Below are 20,762 nucleotides of genomic sequence, written 5' to 3' on the forward strand. Positions count from 1 at the left end.
AGTTCGGCCGCTGTCCGCACCCCGGCTCCCCACCCCGCCTCAGGCTCCGGCGGCGTCCAGCGTGGCCAGGTCGCCGGCGCCCAGCTCGAGGCCGAACGCGGGCGCCAGGTTCTCGAACTGCGCGAGGGTCCGCGGCCCGATCAGCGGGAGCACCGGCGGCCGGTCCTGGTGCAGCAGCCAGGCGAGGACCAGCTGGTTCGGGGTCACCCCGAGCCGGGCCGCGTGGTCGGTGACCGCGGTCAGGCGGGCGTCGGTGTCCGGCCCCGCGTACGACTCCATCATCCAGTGCTCGGCCGCCCGCGCCGGATCGTCGTAGATCCCCTTGACGATCGGCGAGTACGCGACCAGGGACAGGTCGCGGTGCTCGGCCAGGTAGTCCAGCTGCTCGTCGTCGACGAACGAACCGTGGCTCAGCCCGGCCCGCCGCCGCAGGTAGGAGTGCTGCTGCTGGAGGGCGACGGGCGCGGGCCAGCCGTACCTGTCGCACAGCTGCCGGATCCGCTCCAGCCGCCAGGTCCGCACGTTGGACCAGCCCAGATAGCGCACCTTGCCGGCCGTGACGAACCCGGCGAGCGCCTCCAGGGTCTCCTCGAGAGGGGTCGACCGGTCGTCGACGTGCACGTAGTACAGGTCGACGTGGTCGGTGCCGAGCCGCTGCAGGCTGCCGTCCAGCGCGTGCCGCAGGGTGTCCGCGCCCGCCCCGGCGAACGTCCGCCGGGCCAGCTCCCAGTTCGCCGAGCCGTCGGCGTTCCACAGGTCCGGCGAGTGGGCCGGCAGCGCGGTGCCCTTGGTGGCCAGGAAGATCTCGTCCCGGTTGCCGCGCTCGCGCATCCAGCGGCCGAGCAGTTCCTCGCTCTCGCCGCCGCGGCTGCCCGGCCGCGCCCACCACTCGTAGCAGTCGGCCGTGTCGATGAACGCGCCGCCGAGATCACGGTAGCGGTCCAGGATCCGGACCGCCTCCGGCTCCGCCGTGGCGTTGCCCATCTGCATGGCCCCGAGGGCGACGCTGCTGACCCGCTCGCCGGTCCGTCCGAGTTCGATGGTTCCGATGTTCGTCTCACCGCTCATGGGTCAGAACCTAGAAGCTGGAGCGCGCTCCAGGTCAAACGTTGAATCTCACCCTCCCGCGGTCACCAGCTCCCGTTCCCGGTCTCGCGGCGCCGGCACGTGGGCCGGCTCCGCCGTCGCGGTGGCCACCGGGATCCTCCTGGTGGCCCGGGCTGCCGCGAACAGCACGGCCAGGCAGAGCGGGGCCAGCACCGCGCTGGTCAGCAGGCTGGCGTCGGTGCCGTAGAGGCCGCCGGAGAACGGGTCGGAGGCGAGCGGGGTCACGGTCAGCAGCCGGTGCGTGCCGAACACGTCCGGCCCGAAGATCGCGCTGGTGGCCAGGTTCCACCCGATGTGCAGGCCGATCGGCAGCCACATCGTGCGGGTGATCAGATAGGCCCCGGCGAACAGCACACCGGACAGCGTCGCCGGCACCGCGAACAGCAGCGCCCCGCCCGGCCCGTCCACCAACGAGGCCACCCCGAAGTGCAGCAGGCCGAACAGCAGCGCGGTGGCGGGCAGCGCGACCCGGGCGCCGGCCCGCCACTCGATGAACCGGAGGATCAGATAGCGGGCCAGGATCTCCTCGACCAGTGCGGTCAGCACCACCGCGCTGACCGCCGCCGCGGCGACCGCCGCGATCGGCTCAGCGGAGCGTTCCAGGCCGATCGCACCGCCGGCCAGCAGCGCCAGCATCACCGTCGCGGGCAGCGCGAATCCGGCGGCGAGACCCCAGCCGAGGCTGCGGCCCATCCCGCGGATCCGCCAGGGGCTCATCCACCACGTCATCTCGGGCATGACTCCACTGTCGCCATCATGGCCGCCACCAGCGATGGGGCTACCACGCGACTGTTGGTGGGGCAGGCACACTTGCCAAGGCGGAGGATCCGCGGTACAAAGCGGCTCAGTCGGCCGCGCGCAGCCACTCCCGGATCGCCCTGGTCGCCCGCACGTCGTCCTCGTTGTATTCGAGCAGCCGCCCCGCCGCCGCGACGTCACCGTCCCGGGCCGCGCCGTGCCACTGCTGCGACTGGAGGCCACCGGGGTCGGCGTCGCGCCACTCGTGCCCGGGCCCGTGCACGGCCACCGCCTTGAGCCCGTGCCCCGCCCGGGAGTCGACCGCGCCCCGCACCAGCGGCAACAGATCCACCCAGGCATGCGGATGCGCGTCCCCGGCCGGCAGCGGCGCGAACCGCAGGGCGTGCCGCGGCTCCGGCGGCGCGTAGTGGAACACCCGCAGGCTCAGCCCACGGCCGGCGGTGTCCCGGGCGAGCCCGGCGAGATGGTCCAGGCAGCGCCGGGCCAGGCGTTCCTCGGCGGCGGCGTCGGCGACACCCGGGTCGAAGAACGGCGTGTACACGTCCCCGGCCAGCACACCCCACAGGTAGACCAGCCCGTCGGCGCCCCACTCGACGTCGATGTCGACCTCGACGTCGGCGCGCGGGATCTCGACCCGTGCCGTGCGGCGCATCACCAGCCCGTCCCGGGCGAGGCCCGCGGCGATCACCGCCTTGCGCAGCCGGAACGCGCGGTTGCGCAGATGCGTGACCGCGAGCCCGTAGGATCCGGCGAGGAGGGACGCCGGGTCGCTGTCCGCCAGATCGGTCACGGTCCGCACACCGACAGCGCGCAGAGCGAGATGTTCCCGTACGCCCAGAGCCCCGCGCAGAGCCCCGCTCAGGTCGTCGCCGGGCAGAGTGGCCACGCACACCGGCGCCCACCGGCAGGTCGCGCACTCCTCCTGCCCGACCGGCGCGACGAGCGGCTCCCCGCCCCGGCGCGCCACGTCGGCGACCCGCAGGCGGAACCCGTGCTCGTGGTCGTAGCGCTCCAGGGCGCTGCGGGTCGCCACCCCGCTGGTGCGGGAGTAGGTGCGGAAGGCGGGGGTGGCCAGGTCGTACCACACCAGCAGCGGATCGCCGGGCCGGTCGTCGCCACAGATCGCACCGCGCGGCTCGGCCGCCTGATGGCCGCACGCCTCCAGCATGCGCCAGTAGTGCGCCAGCTGGAGCAGGTCCTCCTCGCGGTGCCGGGCGCCGCCGTCCGGCAGGCGGACCGCGTCCCGGTACGCCGGTGCCCGCAGACTGCTGGCCGGGGCGTCGTCGTACCGGCGGTCGAGCACGTGGTGCGCCTTGACGTCGGCCGGGTGATAACCGCGAACACCGTCGTGCAGCAGGATGTCCGGCTTGCCGGTGCGCCCGCCGGCGTGGTCGTCGGGCAGCCGGCCGCCGACGATGACCGCCGCGCCGGCCCGCATCGCGCCGAGCGTCGCCCCGATGTGCGTCCGCTTGTCACCGTCGAGATCACGAAGATCGACATATCCGGGTACGGCGAGAGCCGCCCACCGGTCGAACACGGCGGCCTCGAAGGCGACGCCGGTGTCGAACAGCGCCCGCAGCTCGGCGGGCACCGGGCCGTCCGGACGGGGAATCGTCTCGTCGTAGGCGTTGTGGACGGCTCGCGCGCAGGATTTCGCCGCGTAACCGCTCAGCAGGATCGGTCGCAACGACGTCAGGGGCGAAGCGTGCCGGAGGTGAGCCCGTCCCGCGCCCGGGAGATCAATTCCAGAGTCTCCTCAGCGAGTTCGCGCACCAATTCCTCGGCCTTGTCGAGATCACGGAAAGCGGCGCCGTATCGGCGCTGTTGATCGATGTCCATCTGCGGAATCCTGGAACCCCGCACATCCACGCGATGCGTCCCGCTGCTGCTGGTGTTCCGCGACGAATTCGACGGACCGTGCAGAAACCCGCGGAGATAATCGGTGTCGAGCTGATCGCTGGCCGAGGTGACCGTGTCCCCGACGTCGACCAGACCGGCCCGCGCGAGATCGGCGACCCGCAACGTGCCGCCCTCGATCGATCCGGGGCCGGCCGGCAACTCCGGCAGCAGCCCGGCGATCCGCCGGGCCGTCTCCTGGATATGCTGCCTGACCTCGGCATAGTGCTCGGCCAGGTCGACGCGGGTCGCGGGCATGTGGGCCGCCGGGGTCAGGTCGACGGTCTCGTCCAGCAGGTCGATCACCGGGACGTCCACGACCTGCTCGCCGCCGGTGCGGTCGGTCATCCGGACCGTCGGCGCGGCCCGCTGCCCCTCGGCGAGACGCCGCAGAATCCACAGATGCACCGGCTGCGGATGCGACGCCACCATTCCCGGCGGCAGGGCGACGATGTGCTCGACGATTCCGGCGCGCAGCATTTCGGCACGGATACGTTTACCGGCCCGGCGATAGGCGACCGACGGCGGCATCACGAATATCACCCGGCCACCCGGGGCGGTGTGCGCATAACAATGTTGCAGCCAGGCGAGTTCACTCTCCGCCTTGGTGGGGATGCCGAATTCCCAGCGGCGATCGAGGAGCAGACTGTCCCGGCCCCAGTCGGTGAGCCCGACCGGCGGATCACAGACGACCAGGTCGGCCCGCAGGTCCGGCCACGCGTCCTCCTGGAAGGAGTCGCCGAGCCGCATCTCCATGTCGGCGCCGGCCAGTCGCCCCCGGGCCGACGCGAGCGCCACCGCCGCCGGGCTGCCGTCCTGGCCGGCCAGCCGGACCGCCCCGGACTTGCCGGACCCACCGGCGGCCGCGGCGCACGCCAGCAGCAGGGTGCCGGCGCCGGCCGCCGGGTCGAAGACCGTTCCGCTGACGTCCCCGGCGCAACGGGCGACCTCCTCGGCGAGCCGCGCCCCGGTCATCGCCGTCCCGGAGGCGACGAGCCGATCGGTGAAATCGGTGACCACCTGCCGCGCCGACGTCTGCTCGGCCATGCCGCGCAGGCGTAACCGGGACGCCTCGTCGAGACGGCCCTCCTCGCCGGTGGTGAGCAGGGCCGCGATCTCGGCCACACCGCTTACCATGTCCTCGCCGTACAGCGCCCGCAACTCCTGCCAGACGAGCACCTCGTCGGAGACGTCGGTGTTCTTCCGCTGCCGGTCCAGCCAGTCGGTGATCTCGGAGAGGGCGAACAGGGCGTTGCGCCCGCCCCCGACCGGCTCCGGGAAGTCCGGGTGACGGCGCCGCCAGTTGGACACCGCGGCACGTGTCACGCCGGCCAGGCGCGCCACCTCCGCAGCGGAGATCAACCTGCCGTCGTTACCTGAGGTGGGAGCCGTCACGGCCTCGACCCTACACGCCGTGACCAGCGAATCAACACTGCTACGAGCGGTTGACACTGCCAATGGACCCGTTTCCCGGTACGCCGTTCTCCACGGTGGCTCCTCTACGGCGTACCGGGAGACGGGTTGATCAGGTGCCGCAGAAGGTGCGGTAAGTGCCGAAGTCGGGCGGGGCCTGCTCCGCGAAGCGGGCCAGGCCGGGGCGCTCGGTGAACGGATCGGCGATCGCATCGAGAAGCGCGTGCAACGGGGCGAGATCACCTTCCGTGGCCGCGGCGAGAGCCTCCTCCACCAGGTGATTGCGGGGAATGTAGAACGGATTGACCCGGTCCATCGCGGCGGTGTCCGGGTCGAGATCGCGCCACCGTTTCGCCCAGTCCGCGAAAGCGCCGTCCGCACCGCCCCGGGACAGTGTCCGGAAGAACGAGGTGAAATCGCTGCCCTCGGCTCTGAGCAGGCCGAGCAGATCCTCGACGAGCGCCGTGACGGCGGCGTCGTCGGCCGTCCCGATCAGCCCCAGCTTCCCGCGGAAACCGGCGACCGTGGCCGCGGCATAACGGCCCCGGAAACCGCCCAGCGCCGTGGTCGCCTTCTCGATCGCCCGTTCCTGATCGTCGTCGAAGAGCGGAAGCAGCGCCTCAGCGAGCCGGGCCAGATTCCACTGCGCGATCGCGGGCTGATTGCCGTACGCGTACCGCCCGCCCTCATCGATCGAACTGAACACGGTCGCCGGATCGAACGCCTCCATGAAAGCGCACGGCCCGTAGTCGATCGTCTCCCCCGAGATCGTCATGTTGTCGGTGTTCATCACCCCGTGAACGAACCCGGCGAGCATCCACCGCGCGATCAGATCAGCCTGCCGCTCGACGACCCCCTCGAAGAACCGCAGATGGCGATCGCCGTCCCCGGGCGGTGGAACGTCCGGGTAGTGCCGGTCGACGGCGTGGTCGGCGAGCCGCCGCAGCAGGTCGGCGTCACCGGTGGCCCGCGCGTACTGGAAACTCCCCACCCGCAGGTGACTCGCCGCGACCCGCACCAGAACCGCGCCGGGCGCGAGGTTCTCCCGGAGAATGCTCTTCCCCGTGCCGATCACCGCGAGCGACCGCGTCGTCGGAATCCCGAGCGCGTGCATGGCTTCACTGACCACGTACTCCCGCAGCATCGGCCCGACCGCCGCGAGCCCGTCCCCACCCCGCGCGAACGGCGTCCGCCCCGAACCCTTGAGGTGCAGATCCCGCCCGCCGATCTCACCGAGCAGCAGCGCCCGCCCGTCCCCGAGCCGCGGCGAATAGCCCCCGAACTGGTGGCCGGCGTAGGCCTGCGCGACCGGTTTGGCCCCGTCGGGCACGTCGACCCCGGCGAGGAACCGGATCCCCGCCGCGCTGCGCAGCCACTCCACATCGAGGCCGAGCTCGACGGCGAGCGGTTCGTTGAGAACGAGCAGTTCCGGCTTCGGCGGCTCCGCCGCCTGCCAGGAAACCCCCATCTCCGGCAGCTCATCAGCAAATCGGGTACCGAGCACAGGCGCATCACTCACCGGACCAACGGTACGTCGCCCCACGCCGTCCCGCCCGGTCCGCGGGGGCCGTCCATGAGATCCGCCGACCGCGGTCGCCGCCACACGCGACCCAGCGCAGTCGAGTCGGGACGATCGATCATCAAATTCTTCCGTTGACATTCTCGCCGCACTGTTCGTAGATTGACGACCACGACAGCACGGATCTTCCGTGTACTCGCCTCTGACTCGGAGTAGATCTCATGACCTATGCGCAGAACCCCGCCGTGCCCGTGCCGCCGCCGGCGAAGAAGTCGAAGTGGCCGTGGATCGCCGGTGGGGCCGTGGCGATGGTGCTGCTCTGCTGCGGCGGCGCGCTGGCCTTCGGTGACGACAGCGGCACCGACAGCGCCACGCCCGAGGCGACCACGGCGGCCACCGGCGCCGCCACGAAGGAGCCCGCCGGGGAGAAGACCGAGAACGCCCCGGTGCCGGCGGACACCACGCCGGGCCTGAACCAGCCCGCCCGGGACGGCAGGTTCGAGTTCACCGTGAGCAAGGTGAAGTGCGGGGTCGCCAAGGTCGGCGACGCCTACCTGAACGAGAAGGCGCAGGGCCAGTTCTGCCTGATCGACGTGCAGGTCAAGAACATCGGCAAGGAGCCGCAGACGTTCCTCGACTCGGTGCAGAAGGGCTTCGACGCCGCGCGGGTGGAGTATTCGGTGGACTCCACCGCGGCGCTCTACGCCAACGAGGATCAGCAGGTGCTGTTCGAGGAGGTCAACCCGGGCAACACGGTGAAGGGCAAGCTGGTCTTCGACATCCCGAAGGGCGCGAGGCTCGCCTCCCTCGAGCTGCGCGACTCGATGTTCTCCGGCGGTGTCACGGTGAACCTCAAGTGACCACGCGCCTCGAGCACCGTGGGCCGGACGTGACGGTCATCGCGGAGTGGGCGGACCCGGATGCCGACGGCGGGCCGGACCGGGTCGTCGTCGAAGCGGCCGACATCGGGCCGGGGACGCTGCGGGTCGCCGGGCAGCGGCTCGCTCTGCTGACCGCCGAGTTCCTGCGCATGCCGCTCGTCGACGGGTTCCGGACGATGGTGCGGCAGTACGCGGAGAACCGGTTCGCCGAGTTGACCGCCGACCGGTTCCACCAGGGTCTGCTGGAGATCTACGACAAGATCGACAACGACGGGCGCGTCGAGGCGGTGCCGGTGATGGCCGCGGCGATGCGGGTGCCGGAGGAGACCATGCGCGCCTGCCTGCGGGTCGCGCGGCAACGGCTGAACAGCTGACCGAAACCGCCCATACCGACCGCGTACGCCGTGGGGAGGTCGCGTGGCCGGTCCCGGCCGGTGAGACGTGGATCTCGGTTCAGACGGAAAGGCGTCAATCGATCGGATTAGGGGTCGCCTGATCAGGGCTCGCACCCGTATGCTCTCCGGGTTTTCCTGATCAGAAGGTGTTTCGTTGCGTGAGTTCTCCGTGCCCGAGCGGATCGGCGGTTTCGGATCGCTGGTCGCGGTCGCGGCCGCGGTGTGGCCGGCCCTCGTCGACGCCACCGGAGTGGGCCTGCCATGCCCGCTGCGGACGGTGACGGGTGTGCCGTGTCCCGGTTGCGGCCTGACGACCGCTGCTGTCGCGCTGGTGCGTGGTGAGTTCGGCGAAGCCTTCCACGCCAATCCTCTGATCTTCGGCCTGGCCGCGTTCACCGTCGCCGTGGGCCCACTCGTCGCACTGCGTGCCTCGGGTGTGCTCCGGCCGCCACGACCGTGGTCGCCGGTGGGACGCCGCCGGGCCGGCTGGATCGCTGGACTGCTCGCCGCCGCGAGCTGGATTTTCCAACTGCACCGGCTCGAACCGAGCCTCCCCTATTGAAGGAACGAAGAATGAGCTACCCGCCCGCCGGTGACCCGTACGGCCAGCAGCAGCCGCAGCAGCCGTACGGCCAGCCGCAGCAGCCGCAGCAGCCGTACGGCCAGCCGCAGTACGGTCAGCCGCAGCAGTACGGCCAGCAGCCGCAGTCGTACGGCCAGGAGCAGTACGGCCAGCAGCAGCCGTACGGCCAGGAGCAGTACGGTCAGAAGCAGGCCGGCTACGGCCAGCCCGCCTACGCCCACCAGGGTTCGTACGGCCAGGCCGGCACGGACTACGCCAGCTGGGGCGCGCGCGTCGGCGCCTACCTGATCGACGGCCTCGTCGTCCTCCCGTTCGCCCTCCTCGCCGTCGTTCTCGGCATGGACTTCACGACCGGCGAGATCAACTTCTTCTACCCGCTGTTCTTCCTGGTCGCCATCGTGGCCAGCGGCTACAACCGCTGGTACCTCGCCGGCAAGACCGGCCAGTCGTGGGGCCGCAAGGCGCTGGGCATCAAGCTGATCAGCGAGCAGACCGGCCAGCCGATCGGTGGCGGCAGCGCGTTCGTGCGCGACCTCGCCCACTTCCTCGACCAGATCTCCTGCTACGTCGGTTACCTGTTCCCGCTCTGGGACGCCAAGAAGCAGACCTTCGCCGACAAGATCATGACCACCATCGTGGTTCGCTGACCCACACCCTCGAGAACCCTGCCGGCGTACGCGCCCGGCAGGGTTCTCTTTTTCATCGGCCGGCGCAGAACCGGGCGAGCTCCTCGGCGCCGTTCGGCTCGACCCACTCGAAAGTGCCCCGGAGCAGGTCGGCGCGCTGGTCGACGGTGGTGACGGCGGCCGTCATCTCACCCCACGGCATGGTCACGTGCAGCATGGTGCGCTCGATCCCGTACGGCAGGGACGGCACGTTGTCGCCGGTCGTGGCCCGCAGCAGCAGGCCGGCCGTGGAGATGTCCTCCACCCGGCCCCGCACCGCGACCAGGTGACGGCCGTCGATGTTCTCGATCTGCGCGGTGCCGACCGCCGGATAGCTGCCGGGCCGCCGGGCCGCCGAGCGGCGCTGCACCACGTCGGTCGGGGCGTCACCGATCACGGTCAACTGGTCGTTGCGCAGTTCCGCTTCGACCCAGGTCACACCGGAGCCGGTGACGAGCTCCAGGACCCCGATCCGCCGTACGCCGGGCCCGTCCAGACTCAGCACCGGTATCGGTGGCAACTCGCTGATGAACGGGGCCGTCACCTCGGCGAGCGAGACCAGGACGATGCCCTGCGTATCGGGGCAGCGCAGGGTCAGGCTGCTTCCCGCAGGCACGGTGATCATCATGCCTCCCGTGAGGTCGCCGTCGAACCGCACGTTACCGGCATCTTCCGGCCCCGTCCGCTCTTCCCCTTTTCGCGCTCCCGGTCAGCGCTCCCGAAGGCTCCCCGTCAGTGGATCTGAAGGCTCTCTCGTCAGCGCTCCCGAAGGCTCCCCGTCAGCGCTCCCGAAGGCTCCCCGTCAGTGGTCCTGAAGGCTCCCCGTCAGTGGTCCTGAAGGCGGATGTCGTCGACCTTGACCGTGCAGTCGCTGACGTGCAGGCCGTAACGCTCCACGGCCTGGATGACGGCCGTCCGGACCGCTGCGGTCACGTCGGCGACCACCTCACCCGCCGAGATCACCAGGATCACGGTGATCTCCACGTCGGTGCCGTCGACCTTCGCCCACACCCCGCGGGTGGCGTCGCCGACCTTGTCCAAGCCGATCTTGTCGAGCACCGAGTTGAAGAAGCGGGCCACGTCCCCGCCGAGTTCCACGACGCCGGGGACCGAACGAGCGGCGGCCGACGCGACCTTCTCGATCACCTCGCGCTCGAACTTCGTCTGGCCGCGGAAGGCCGCGACCTCGATCACCTCGGCGCCACCGTGCTGCGGCGGCACGGCCGGAGCCACGGCCGGCAGGAAGATCTCCTGCGTACGGTCCGCGTGGAACTCGGCCTCGTCACTCATATCCGTCCCTCTGGCTGCGCTTGATCAAAACCGGGCCCGAGCCTACTAGTGCGCCGCCTCGGCTCCACTCACGAGATCGCGCCACGAATTCTTGTCGGACCCCTCCTCTACATTGCGTATGCGGGCGACTCCACAGAGGAAGGCGATCCGGTGGCGAGACGACGCAGACGCCGCGGCAGGACGATCAGTCCGGGCGCCGCCTTCGCAGCCCTGGCAGGCGCTTTCCTCGCCCTGTCACTGCTGGTCGAGGCGGTCCGCGAGCATCCCGGCATCGCCGCGGCGATCACCGGCACCCTGATCGCCACCGGCGCGGCCTGGTTCCATCTGCGCGCCGCCGCCGATCGCCGTCTCGCCGAGCACGAGCGGCACATCTCGGTCACCGACGGCATGAGCGGCACGGAGTTCGAGTTCTTCATCGCCCGCCTGATGCGTGCCGGCGGCTGCCGCGGCGTGCGGGTCTCGGGCGGCTCCGGCGACATGGGCGCCGACGTCACCGGCCGGGCACCCGACGGCCGCCGGATCGTCGTCCAGTGCAAGCGCTACACCGGCCCTCTCGGCAGCCCGCACGTGCAGCGCTTCGCCGGCACCGCCCGCACCATCCACGGCGCCGACGTGGCCCTGCTCGTCACCACCGGCCACCCCACCCGGCAGGCCCGCGACGTCGCCCGCCGCTGCCACATCACCCTCGTCGACCGCACCGCCCTGGCCCGCTGGGTCACCACCGGCGTCCCACCCCTGCCCTGACCTGCCACACCGCCCCCGCCCGACCTCCGGCACATCGGATGGCGGGCACTCAGCGGGCTTGCCCGCCACCGGGTTCCGTCCGGCTGGTTCCACTGCTGACCCTGCTGGCCAATCGCTTGCCCGCCGGTCGTCGATCGTGCGAGGTCGTGGTGAATCGGTTCGCCCGAAACTCACTAGATCTCGCGTGGAAGGCGTGGAAGGGGTGAAAGGCGTAGAAGGAGATCGTCTATGCGGTGCGGCTGTTCCGGCGCGGTGCGGGCCGAGCGTGCCCGGCGCGGGCTAGCGACGGCGGCACCCGGGACCGCCCGGGAGTACGGCGCGCCGCTCTCCTGATCCATCGGTGCGAAGCCCGCTGCCCGGACGACGGGCGGCGGGCTTCCGTCATGCACAGAACGAAGTGAGGGCAGGGCGAAGGAGGGACGGGGCGAAGCAAGGGCAGGACGGAGGAAGGACGGCGAGTCGCAGGTAGGAGGCGGGCCGCGGGGAAGCGGCGGAGGATTTGATCTCAGGTCGGGTGGGGGGATGCCGATTCTCGCGGCACTGCCGGAGAACGTCGGCCCACAGGGCCGGTCGCGTGCTCCGGATTTCCGCACACGGACGAGCGGGAAGGTCCCGATATCCCCCTATGAGCAAACAACCCGAACGCGCCATTCCGGTGCGGGTGGACCGGTGGAAACCGGAGAACCCGCTCCTGGACAGCGTGATCAACAAGTACGTCGACGAGGCGAGGCGGGACGCGTGCGACACCACCGGCAGCACCGGGACACTCACCGGTGGAGCTCTGGTCCTCATCGCCTTCGGGGTCGTCCTGGCGGCGGGAAGCGGTAATCCGATCCTGGCGATCGTCGTCGTGGTGACGCTGGCGGTGCTCGGGCTGGCGTTCACCGGTGTGCAGTCGCCACCGTTGAAACTGGACGCGCTGCAGATCCTGGAGCCGATGGGCGGGCCGGGCAACCTGCCCGCCGGCTACCTGGTGCATCCGCTCGCCTGGAAGGCGGGGATGCCGGAGTACCTGGTCGGCGTTCCGGACCGGCGGCTGCGGATCGCGGTTCACCTGTGCCGGATGCACCCCGGCGCGGTGACCGACCTGCTGCGGCTGGTCGAGCGGGCGGAGAAGCACGTCGCCGAGTCCAAGCCCGGCAAGGACTTCAGCCCGGAGGGGCGGCAGGCGGAGGTGTTGCGCCTGGCCACCAAGATGGTCGAGCACCAGGTTCGCAACCCGGTGCTCGCCCGGCGCTGACGTTCCCTTTCGGGAAGATGCACGACCAACCGAAGAGATGTCCGAGACGCCTCCGGCAACCTGCCGGAGGCGTCTCGTCGTGTTACGCCCCGCGGGCGCTGGAGGGGCGTACCGCCGAACGGGGGAGGCGATGCGGGACGGACGGGGTTTGAGTCGATCGACGGACATCGAGAGAATCGGCGGCCGGGGGGTGGCTATGTGGAGCGATGACGAGCTGACCGGCGACGAGGTTCTGGGGCATCACGCCTGGACCGGCGGCGAGGGCCGCGGCGAGGACGGGGACGGCGGGCCCGGCGGGGTGCGGTGCGGCCATCCGCTGATCTACCCGGTTCCGCCGGAGGACCTGCCCACGCCGCTGCGGGGGCGCACCGCGATGGGCCACCGCTATGTCGGCGCCCTGTTCGCGTTCGACCTGGATCCGGTGCGGGGGTCTACCGGTGCGCGCTTCGAGGTGGCGCTGACCGGCCCCGGTTGCCGGGCGGTCCGGCTGGACGCGGATGGGGATTCGTTCGGGCTGGTGCCGTCGGGCCCGGGGTCGGCGGTGGCGGCGCGGACGGCCGCGGTGGCACGGCCGGGGCTGCTGCGGCGCCTGGCGATGCGACGGGGCGGGCCCCGGGTGTGGACGACGGGGGCGCAGAGTGCCACGTTCGGCTGGGGGTACGAGGACCGCCGCGGCGCGCTCCCCCGGGCGTACGCCATGCATGCCCTGTTGGAGATCCCGGCGGACGCGACCGAGGTGTCCGGGTCGTTGTCGGTGCAGGTGGCCGGGGCCGGTGAGGTGACCGGGGTGCCGTTCACCGAGCCGTTGCGGCCGGTCGCCGAGAACGCCGCGGCGGTGCGGTTGTGCATGGCCGCGGACGTGGTCGGTTACAGCCGCCGCGGGAACGCCGAGACCGAGGTCCTGCAGCACGACCTGGTGCGGATCCTCGGGGATGCGCGGCGGGCGGCGGGTATCGGGGACGGCCGGGTCCGCCCGCAGCCGGCCGGGGACGGCCAGTTCACCGTGCTGCCGGTCGGGATCGACGAGTCGGCGGTAATTCCGGTGCTGTTGCGGGAGCTCGGTGAGCGGCTCGCCGAGCGGGATCGCGGGCGGGCCGCGGCCGAGGCGATGCGGTTGCGGGTGGCGCTGCACCGGGGGCTGGTGAAGGAGGCGCCGAACGGCTGGGTCGGCGCGGCGGCGATCGCCGTGCACCGGCTGCTGGACAGTCCGCCGTTGCGGGCGGCGATCGGGGACAACCCGGCGGCGACGTACGTGCTGGGGCTGCCGGACGTGCTGTACCGGGATGTGATCGTGCCGGGCGTACAACCGCCGGCCGAGGATTTCCGGGAGATGACCGTGGACCTGCCGGAGAAGGGGTTCGTGGAACGCGGCTGGCTCTACCTGGGCCCGGCGGTGTTCACAGCCACTCCGCCTTCTCGGTGAGGGCGCGCAGACCGGCCGCGTCGAGGACGGTGATCCGGCGATAACCGGTGCGGACCAGACCGTCGCGCCGCAGGTCGCGCAGGGCCCGCTGGACGGTGTCCTCGCGGGCGCCGACGAGGGAGGCGAGTTCGGTCTGGCTGAGCTCGACCCGGATCAGCACGCCGTCACCGACGGCGTCGCCGCAGCTGGTGGCGATCTCCAGGAGCACCCGGCCGAGGCGTACGTGCACGGGGAACGCGGAGAACTCCGAGCGCCGTTCGTTGGCCCAGCGCAGCCGCCGCCCGACGGTGGCGGTGATCTGCGCGGCGACGTGCGGGTGCCGGCCGACGAAGTGCAGGAACTCGGCCTGCCGGATCACCGTGGCGACCACGTCGCCGCAGGTGGTGACGGTGGCGATGCGGCCGTTGCCGGTGAGGGCGGCGAGTTCGCCGACGAGGTCGCCGGGCAGCCGGATGGCGAGCAGCCGGGACGTGCCGCCGACCGAGGTGGTGATCTTGACGTGGCCCTGCCGGATCACCTCGACCTGGGTGTCCTGCCGGCCCTCGATCAGCAGGTGCCGGCCGCCGGGTATCCGCCGGGTGGTGCCGAGAGTCAGGAACTCCTCCCGCTCGCCGATGCTGAGCCGGGTCAGGAAGGATCCCGGTGCCCAGGCGGGCTCGCCCTCACGAATCACACCTCATTGGAACTTCATCGATGCGCCGGGGGCAACCCTGGGTCGTCGAATCCCTCGTCGGCCCGTTCGCGCCGCAGGTGGGTCTCGGCCCGGGAGGCGCCCTCCGCGGCGAGCCCCTCGTACATGCCCTTGATCTGCTCGTAGGTCCGGCCCGGCGGCAACAGCGGGATCGACGGGTCGACGGCCACCTGGATCACGGTGGGTCGGTCGGCGGCCAGCGCCGTGTCCCAGGCGTCGCCGAGCCGGTCCGCGGAGACGACCCGGATGCCGCGCAGTCCGAGCAGCTCGGCGTACTTCGCGTACGGCACGTCCGGCAGATCCTGGGAGTCCGCGAACCGGGGTTCGCCCTCGGTCTCCCGCTGTTCCCAGGTCACCTCGGCCAGGTCGCGGTTGTCGAGCACGCAGATCACGAAACGCGGGTCGGTCCAGTCCCGCCAGCGGGCGGCGACGGTGACGAGTTCGGCCAGGCCGCTCATCTGCATGGCGCCGTCGCCGGTGAGCACCACGACCGGGCGGTCCGGGGCGGCCAGTTTCGCGGCCAGCCCGTACGGCAGCCCGCACCCCATCGACGCGAGCGTGCTGGACAGGTGCGCCGGGACTCCGGCGGGCAGCCGCAGGTGCCGGGCGTACCAGTAGACGACCGAGCCGACGTCCACCGCCACCCGCGCGTCCGCCGGCAGGCGTGGGTTCAGGGAGCGGACCACGAGCTGCGGGTTCACGGGGTCGGCGGCGGCCTGCGCGCGGGACTCGGCGATCGCGTTCCAGCGCGCCGTCCACTCCCGGACACGACCGGCCCACGGCTTCTCCGCGACCGGCGACGGCACGAGATCGAGGAGCTTGCGTACGGTCTCCGCCGCGTCCCCGAGCAGCGGCACCTCCACCGGGTACCGCCCGCCGAGCCGCCGCCCGTCGATGTCGATCTGCACGGCCCGCGCCTGCCCCGGTCTCGGGTAGAACTCGGTCCAGGGATCGTTCGTCCCGATCAGCAGCAGCGTGTCGCAGTCACGGAGCAGCCGGTCGCTGGCGGTCGTGCCGAGGTGCCCCATCACACCGGTGTGGTACGGCAGGTTCTCGTCGAGCACCGGCTTGCCGAGCAGTGACGCCGTCACTCCGGCTCCGAGCCGTTCGGCCAGCTCACGGATCTCGGGCGCCGCGCCGTACGCCCCCTGCCCCACCATGATCGCGACCCGCTCGCCCGCCGTGAGCAGCGCGGCGGCCTCGCGCAGATCCTCGTCGCGCGGCAGCACCCGGGCGGGCCGCAGCCCCGGAGTGGTCACCAGGACCCCGTGCTCCTGCGCGTGCGGGTCGGGCGCGTCCGCGGCCTGCACGTCGTGCGGCAGGATCACGCAGGTGGGGCTGCGGGTGGCGACCGCGGCCCGGAAGGCCCGGTCGAGCAGCATCGGCACCTGCTCGGGTGTGGACGCGGCCTGCACGAACTGCGCGCACACGTCGCCGAAGAGCCGGACCAGGTCGATCTCCTGCTGGTACGCGCTGCCGAGCACACTGGACACCTGCTGCCCGACGATCGCGACCACCGGCTGGGAGTCGAGCCGGGCGTCGTAGAGGCCGTTGAGCAGGTGCACGGCACCCGGCCCCTGAGTGGACAGGCAGACACCGACGCCACCGGTGTACTTGGCGTGCCCGACCGCCATGAACGCGGCCGCCTCCTCGTGCCGGGCCTGCACGAACGCGGGCTTCCCGGCCCGTCGCAGCGCCCCGAGCACCGGGTCGATGCCGTCGCCGGAATAGCCGAAGACCCGGTCCACACCCCACGCGGTGAGGCGTTCCACGACGACGTCGGCGACGGTGCTCACCGGATCGACCTGGCGGTGGGCCGGCACACGCCGGGGGACACGGTTCCGCGGGCGACGTCGAGTTGCTGGTGGGCGGGCAGCCGGGTGCCGTGGGCCGACAGGTGGACGGTGGTGACGACGGTGAGCGTCTCCACGGTGTCGCCGGCCGGCAGGGTGATCCGGGTGCCGGGCGGGGCGACCGTGTCGGGTGGGCACAGCACGGTGGTGGTGCCGTGGTGGTGGGCGATCACGCACGGGCCGACCGGGACCGGCCGCCGGCCGGGCGCCTCGACCCGGACGGTGACCGGCTCGTCGACGTGCAGGAGGGCGAATTCGAGCCAGTTCACCTTTCCAAGATTGCCCCCGGAACGAAGATCTAATCCGGCGCGGCGGCGCTCGATGAAGAGTCCCGGATCCCGGTCACCAGTCGCCGGCCGGGCCGGTGGGTGGGCGGCCGGCGACCGGGCCGGGCTGCTGCGGGGCGGGCGGCCATGGTGGCGAGCGGCGGACGGACGCGCGGGCCACCAGGAGCACCCCGCCGGCCAGGACCGACAGCAGGACGGCGCCGATCGCGAGGACCAGGCCGAATCGTCCCCAGGGGGTGTCCAGCAGGCCGGTGCCCGTGGCGGCATCGCCGCCGGGCGGGGCGGCGGCCGCGTCCGGCGCCGGCGTCGGGACGGCCGGGGTGGCCGCGACGGCGGGGACCCGGGCGGTCAGGGCACGCTCCGCGTCGACCACGCCGAAGCCGTAGAGGTCGTCGCGGCCGGCGGCGCCCCGGTCGGTCGCGGTGCGCAGCAGCCGGTTGCCGATGTCGGCCGCCCTCATCCGCGGGAACTTGGCCCGGAGCAGGGCCGCGACGCCGCTCACGATCGCTGTCGCGTTGGCGGCCGAGGTCGCGGTGGAGTAGCCCCCGGCGTCGACCTGGCGGGCCGTGGTGCTCAGGACGCCTTCGGCCGGGGCGGCCAGCGCGACCTGGGGGCCGCTCGCGGAAGCGGTCCAGAACGCGCCCGCCCGGGTGATCCCGGAGACCGCGATGACACCGGGGATCCGGGCCGGCTCGCCGGCCCGGTCCGCGCCGGTGACCACGATGACATCCTTGGCCAGGGCGTAGGCGATCGCCGCGGCCTCCTCCGCGGGCACCTGCGGCCCGCTGACCGGCCCGGCCGAACCCGTGGAGGGCTGCCGCCCCGGGACCGTGATGCTGATGACCTTGGCGCCGTGGTCGACGGCCCAGCGGATCGGCTGGGCCAGCGAGGCCGTGCCCGCCGCACCGACCGCCACCGGCAGGATCCGCGCCCGGGGGGCGATGCCGAGAGCCTGCTCGGCGCCACCGCGGGCCGCGATGATCCCGGCGGCGCGGGTGCCGGTGCCGTCCGGATCGGTACGCCCGGTGCGGCTCGCCGCACCTCCGAAGCCCATGCCCGGCAGCACCGCCCCGGCCAGGTCGGGATGTCCGGAGTCGACGCCACTGCCGATCACCGCGACGATCACCCCGGTGCCCTTGGTGATCTTGTGCGCGGTGCGGGCCTTGACCGCCGCGAGGAACCATTGTCGCTGGCTGACGGGCTCGGCCGCGGCTGCCGGCGGGGCGGCGGCGACCGTGACGGCGAGCGCCGCGCAGGCCGCGAGCACGCGGTTGCGGAGACCCCGCCGCCGGCGGGGGTGGTTCGACATGGCGAGGATGATACGAGCCGCCGTCCACATTCCGCGACGAGCCCAGGGCTTATCCGGTGGATCACCCAAGTGCGAGGCGGGGTCCAGGTGATCCACCGGATAAGGCCTAAGCCGCCGCTTCGGCGAGGACCCGGGCGGGGAGCCGGTGCCGCAGCCAGAGGACGGCCGGCAGCGCCGTCAGCACGACGACCGCGACGGTGCCCCACAGCAGCGCGTTGCTGACCGCCAGCAGTGTCGTGTACAGCAGCGGCCCGCACACGTCGGCGAGGCCCCACGCGGTCTGGAACAGGCCGCTGTACCGGCCTTTCTGCCCGTCCGGGGCGACCTCGTCGGCGGCGGCGATCATCAGCGGGAAGCAGAACGCCTCACCGACGGCGCCGAGCACGGCGGCGGCCAGCACCACCGGGACGACCAGGTCCGGGCCGATCCCGGCGGCCGGTGTCATGAGCAGGAGCCCGGCCGCGTAGAAGAAGACCGCGAGGATCAGGAACCGGGCCCGCGGCACCCGCCCGACCCAGCGCAGCACCGGGGCCTGCGCGAGGGCGAGGACCAGGTTGCCGGCGACGATGGCGGCGCCCGGCAGCCAGAGCGGGCCGTCCATCACGTCCAGGACGACGACCGGCAGGATCAGCACGAAGGTGGAGCCGGCCAGCACGTACAGCACCTGGATGCCGCAGAGCACCAGGTAGGGACGGTCCCGCCAGACGGAGACGGCGGCCTCGGCCCGCCCCGGCGCCGGGGCGGGGACCCGGAACATCAGCCGGCCGAGGGCCAGCGTGATCAGGATGGCGGCGACCGCGAACGACAGGCCGTTGAGCACCGCGAGGGACCGCAGGCCGGTCGCGGTGCCGGCGAGGAATCCGGCGAGGCCCGCCCCCGCGCCGAGGCCGAGCACCCGGGCCACGGCGGCCAGGCTGAGGAAACGGTCCAGCTGCCGGCCCCGGAACAGGGTGCCGATCATCGGGGCGTTGGCGGTCCAGTACATCCGGTCGGCGGCCGCGGTCACGCAGACCACCAGCATCAGCTGCCAGGTCGAGTGCACGAGCGGATAGAGGCAGTACGAGCCGGTCCGCAGCACGTTGCTGAGCACTGCGGCGAACCCGGCCCCGCGCCGGTCCACCAGGTGCCCGCTGCGGTAGCCGACGACCAGCCCGGCGAGCGCGCCGACGGTCAGCGCGGTCCCGGCCGTGGTCAGCGGGACGCCCTGACCGCGGGTGAAGAAGATCAGGCTGAACGGCACCCACACGCCGCTGCCCAGCGCGTCGATCATCGCCGCGGTGATGAGCAGGACCTGCCGCGACCGCTGGGTCACGCCCGTACCTCCGCCGTCCGGCGCCGAACCCCCGCGATCCAGCGACGGACGTCAGTCTCGCAGGCCCGACGTCAGGGCTTGACGAGGGCGGCGGCGATGCCGCGGGCGTGGTCGGTCCACGGGGCCGGGCGCATGGTGGCCGGGTCGAGGCGGATGTTGACCCGGCGGCCCTCGGCGTAGACCGCGCCGCCGTCGAGCGAGGTGACCCGGAACCGGTAGTCGGCGCTGGTGGTACCGAGCTTCTCGAGCCAGAAGTGCACGGCGATGTCACCGACGCTGCTCACCGGCCGGTGGAAGGTGATCGCGTACTCCCGGACGGCGTTGAACGCGTCGGGTGAGGTCGGTTGCCCGCCGGCGAACGAGATGCCCCGGTCGGCCCACCACTTGCTGACCGCGCGCTCGACGAGCACCGCGTAGCGCGAGTTGTGCAGGATGCCCATGGCGTCGAGGTCGTCGAAGTGGACGGCGGTGTGCACGACGTCGCCGAAGGCCAGGTCGCCATGGGTCAGAACGCTTGTCATGTCAGCTCCGGGAGGATGGTCGGGTCGGTGGCGACGGCGCGCAGGTGCTCGTGCAGGGCACGGCGGGCCTGGCCGCAGGTGGTCTCGGCGCCGAGCACGGGCGCCTGCATCACGGCGCAGACACCGAGGGACTCGGTGAGGTAGGCGAGCCCGCCGGGACTGACGTCGGCGCGCAGCTCACCGAGCTCGACGGCCTCGGCGGCGAGCCCGGTGAGGAACGCCATCCAGTCGGCGAGCTCGGCGGCGAGCCGGTCCCGGATGACGCCGGGGCGGGCGTTGAACTCGAAGTGGGCGTTGGCGAAGAAGCAGCCGCCGGGCAGCACCTTCGCCTCGTAGAAGGCGAGGCGGCTGTCGTGCACGGCCCACAGGCGGCGCACCCCGGCGGGCGCGGCGCGGGCCAGGCGGACGACCCGGTCGGTCCACTGGGCGCGGGCCTGGTCGACGACGGCGAGCTGGAGCGCCTCCTTGGAACGCCAGTGCGCGAACAAGCCGGATTTGCTGACGCCGAGCGCGTCGGCGACCTGGCTGAGCGACAGGCCGTCCAGGCCGGCGACGGTGGCCAGCAGCAGTGCCTGCTCGAGCACCGCGCTGCGGGTCCGCTCGCCGCGGATCAGCCTGCCGTCCTGGGTCATACCGAGAACCTACAAAACGACCGACCGTTCGTAAATATAAGTCCGGTCACAGGCAGCCCGCGCCACCCGGGATCACCGCCCTCAAGGCCCTCGCCGAGATCCCGAGTGTTCCAGCCCGGCGCTTCGAAGCGCACCGGCCGGACGCCGACGAGCGCCGTCGGGTGCCTCTCCGCGGTTTGATGTCCGTGAGTCCGCGGCTCCTGCGGCGCACCGCTCTGATCGCTGCGACGGGCGTACCAGGG

Annotated in this window: 21 protein-coding genes; 7 read left to right on the forward strand and 14 right to left on the reverse strand. The window is 72.2% G+C overall.

The genetic code is table 11. The annotated features are described in order from the left end of the window. Positions 1 to 39: 39 nt before the first annotated feature. The 5 genes from Aut01nite_RS31245 to Aut01nite_RS31265 all read right to left on the reverse strand — a co-directional run bounded on the left by Aut01nite_RS31245 (position 40) and on the right by Aut01nite_RS31265 (position 6,694). Positions 40 to 1,068: an aldo/keto reductase gene (locus Aut01nite_RS31245; protein ID WP_043525190.1), complete on the reverse strand. Its 1,029-nt coding sequence runs from the start codon at positions 1,066 to 1,068 to the stop codon at positions 40 to 42. Between the two features lie 48 nt (positions 1,069 to 1,116). Further along, complete coding sequence (locus Aut01nite_RS31250; RefSeq protein ID WP_052163739.1) at positions 1,117 to 1,845, reverse strand: CPBP family intramembrane glutamic endopeptidase; 729 nt, start codon at positions 1,843 to 1,845, stop codon at positions 1,117 to 1,119. 106 nt (positions 1,846 to 1,951) lie between these two features. Further along, positions 1,952 to 3,553, reverse strand: a complete 1,602-nt coding sequence (locus Aut01nite_RS31255) for a ribonuclease H-like domain-containing protein (RefSeq protein WP_043525189.1) — start codon at positions 3,551 to 3,553, stop codon at positions 1,952 to 1,954. A gap of 5 nt (positions 3,554 to 3,558) precedes the next feature. Further along, the gene (locus tag Aut01nite_RS31260) at positions 3,559 to 5,157 is read right to left on the reverse strand and encodes an N-6 DNA methylase (RefSeq protein ID WP_043525188.1); all 1,599 of its coding nucleotides are present in this window, start codon (positions 5,155 to 5,157) and stop codon (positions 3,559 to 3,561) included. 130 nt (positions 5,158 to 5,287) lie between these two features. Continuing rightward, complete coding sequence (locus tag Aut01nite_RS31265; RefSeq protein WP_043525187.1) at positions 5,288 to 6,694, reverse strand: protein adenylyltransferase SelO; 1,407 nt, start codon at positions 6,692 to 6,694, stop codon at positions 5,288 to 5,290. 221 nt (positions 6,695 to 6,915) lie between these two features. Between Aut01nite_RS31265 and Aut01nite_RS31270 the strand changes: the two genes are divergently transcribed. From Aut01nite_RS31270 to Aut01nite_RS31285, 4 genes are all read left to right on the forward strand, one after another. Beyond that, the gene (locus Aut01nite_RS31270; protein ID WP_043525186.1) at positions 6,916 to 7,554 is read left to right on the forward strand and encodes a DUF4352 domain-containing protein; all 639 of its coding nucleotides are present in this window, start codon (positions 6,916 to 6,918) and stop codon (positions 7,552 to 7,554) included. After that, a complete protein-coding gene (locus Aut01nite_RS31275) occupies positions 7,551 to 7,949 on the forward strand; it encodes a hypothetical protein (protein ID WP_043525185.1) in 399 nt (132 codons plus the stop codon). Before Aut01nite_RS31270 ends, Aut01nite_RS31275 begins: the two co-directional genes overlap by 4 nt. A gap of 175 nt (positions 7,950 to 8,124) precedes the next feature. Continuing rightward, a complete protein-coding gene (locus Aut01nite_RS31280) occupies positions 8,125 to 8,532 on the forward strand; it encodes a DUF2752 domain-containing protein (RefSeq protein WP_043525184.1) in 408 nt (135 codons plus the stop codon). A gap of 11 nt (positions 8,533 to 8,543) precedes the next feature. After that, positions 8,544 to 9,200 (forward strand): RDD family protein, encoded by a 657-nt coding sequence (locus Aut01nite_RS31285; protein WP_043525183.1) that lies wholly within the window; start codon positions 8,544 to 8,546, stop codon positions 9,198 to 9,200. A 52-nt stretch (positions 9,201 to 9,252) separates the two neighbouring features. On the opposite strand, the gene Aut01nite_RS31290 is transcribed toward Aut01nite_RS31285, so the two are convergent. Both Aut01nite_RS31290 and Aut01nite_RS31295 read right to left on the reverse strand, forming a co-directional pair. Beyond that, positions 9,253 to 9,843: a hypothetical protein gene (locus Aut01nite_RS31290; protein WP_043525337.1), complete on the reverse strand. Its 591-nt coding sequence runs from the start codon at positions 9,841 to 9,843 to the stop codon at positions 9,253 to 9,255. 200 nt (positions 9,844 to 10,043) lie between these two features. Continuing rightward, positions 10,044 to 10,508: an Asp23/Gls24 family envelope stress response protein gene (locus Aut01nite_RS31295; protein WP_043525182.1), complete on the reverse strand. Its 465-nt coding sequence runs from the start codon at positions 10,506 to 10,508 to the stop codon at positions 10,044 to 10,046. A 150-nt stretch (positions 10,509 to 10,658) separates the two neighbouring features. On the opposite strand from Aut01nite_RS31295, the gene Aut01nite_RS31300 reads away from it, so the two are divergent. From Aut01nite_RS31300 to Aut01nite_RS31310, 3 genes are all read left to right on the forward strand, one after another. Then, positions 10,659 to 11,252, forward strand: coding sequence for a restriction endonuclease (locus Aut01nite_RS31300; RefSeq protein WP_052163737.1), 594 nt, complete (start codon positions 10,659 to 10,661; stop codon positions 11,250 to 11,252). A 625-nt stretch (positions 11,253 to 11,877) separates the two neighbouring features. Further along, positions 11,878 to 12,492, forward strand: a complete 615-nt coding sequence (locus tag Aut01nite_RS31305; RefSeq protein ID WP_043525181.1) for a hypothetical protein — start codon at positions 11,878 to 11,880, stop codon at positions 12,490 to 12,492. A 196-nt stretch (positions 12,493 to 12,688) separates the two neighbouring features. Beyond that, complete coding sequence (locus tag Aut01nite_RS31310) at positions 12,689 to 13,915, forward strand: hypothetical protein (RefSeq protein ID WP_052163736.1); 1,227 nt, start codon at positions 12,689 to 12,691, stop codon at positions 13,913 to 13,915. On the opposite strand, the gene Aut01nite_RS31315 is transcribed toward Aut01nite_RS31310, so the two are convergent. The 7 genes from Aut01nite_RS31315 to Aut01nite_RS31345 all read right to left on the reverse strand — a co-directional run bounded on the left by Aut01nite_RS31315 (position 13,890) and on the right by Aut01nite_RS31345 (position 20,520). Further along, positions 13,890 to 14,588 carry a Crp/Fnr family transcriptional regulator gene (locus Aut01nite_RS31315; protein ID WP_052163735.1) on the reverse strand — a complete coding sequence of 233 codons (699 nt, stop codon included), beginning with the start codon at positions 14,586 to 14,588 and terminating at the stop codon, positions 13,890 to 13,892. The two genes, Aut01nite_RS31310 and Aut01nite_RS31315, sit on opposite strands and share 26 nt — an antisense overlap. 14 nt (positions 14,589 to 14,602) lie before the next feature. Then, positions 14,603 to 16,402, reverse strand: a complete 1,800-nt coding sequence (locus tag Aut01nite_RS31320) for a thiamine pyrophosphate-requiring protein (RefSeq protein ID WP_043525331.1) — start codon at positions 16,400 to 16,402, stop codon at positions 14,603 to 14,605. Then, positions 16,399 to 16,728 (reverse strand): hypothetical protein, encoded by a 330-nt coding sequence (locus Aut01nite_RS31325; protein WP_043525180.1) that lies wholly within the window; start codon positions 16,726 to 16,728, stop codon positions 16,399 to 16,401. Before Aut01nite_RS31325 ends, Aut01nite_RS31320 begins: the two co-directional genes overlap by 4 nt. Positions 16,729 to 16,801: 73 nt before the next feature. Next, positions 16,802 to 18,055 (reverse strand): S8 family serine peptidase, encoded by a 1,254-nt coding sequence (locus Aut01nite_RS31330; RefSeq protein ID WP_161790640.1) that lies wholly within the window; start codon positions 18,053 to 18,055, stop codon positions 16,802 to 16,804. Between the two features lie 106 nt (positions 18,056 to 18,161). Next, positions 18,162 to 19,367 (reverse strand): MFS transporter, encoded by a 1,206-nt coding sequence (locus tag Aut01nite_RS31335; protein ID WP_043525179.1) that lies wholly within the window; start codon positions 19,365 to 19,367, stop codon positions 18,162 to 18,164. Between the two features lie 71 nt (positions 19,368 to 19,438). Beyond that, on the reverse strand, positions 19,439 to 19,888 hold the full coding sequence (locus Aut01nite_RS31340; protein ID WP_043525178.1) for an acyl-CoA thioesterase: 450 nt from the start codon (positions 19,886 to 19,888) through the stop codon (positions 19,439 to 19,441). Next, complete coding sequence (locus tag Aut01nite_RS31345) at positions 19,885 to 20,520, reverse strand: TetR/AcrR family transcriptional regulator (RefSeq protein ID WP_043525177.1); 636 nt, start codon at positions 20,518 to 20,520, stop codon at positions 19,885 to 19,887. The genes Aut01nite_RS31340 and Aut01nite_RS31345 overlap by 4 nt, the downstream gene beginning before the upstream one ends. Positions 20,521 to 20,762 lie beyond the last annotated feature (242 nt).

This window comes from Actinoplanes utahensis, from assembly GCF_016862455.1.
Lineage (GTDB): Bacteria > Actinomycetota > Actinomycetes > Mycobacteriales > Micromonosporaceae > Actinoplanes > Actinoplanes utahensis.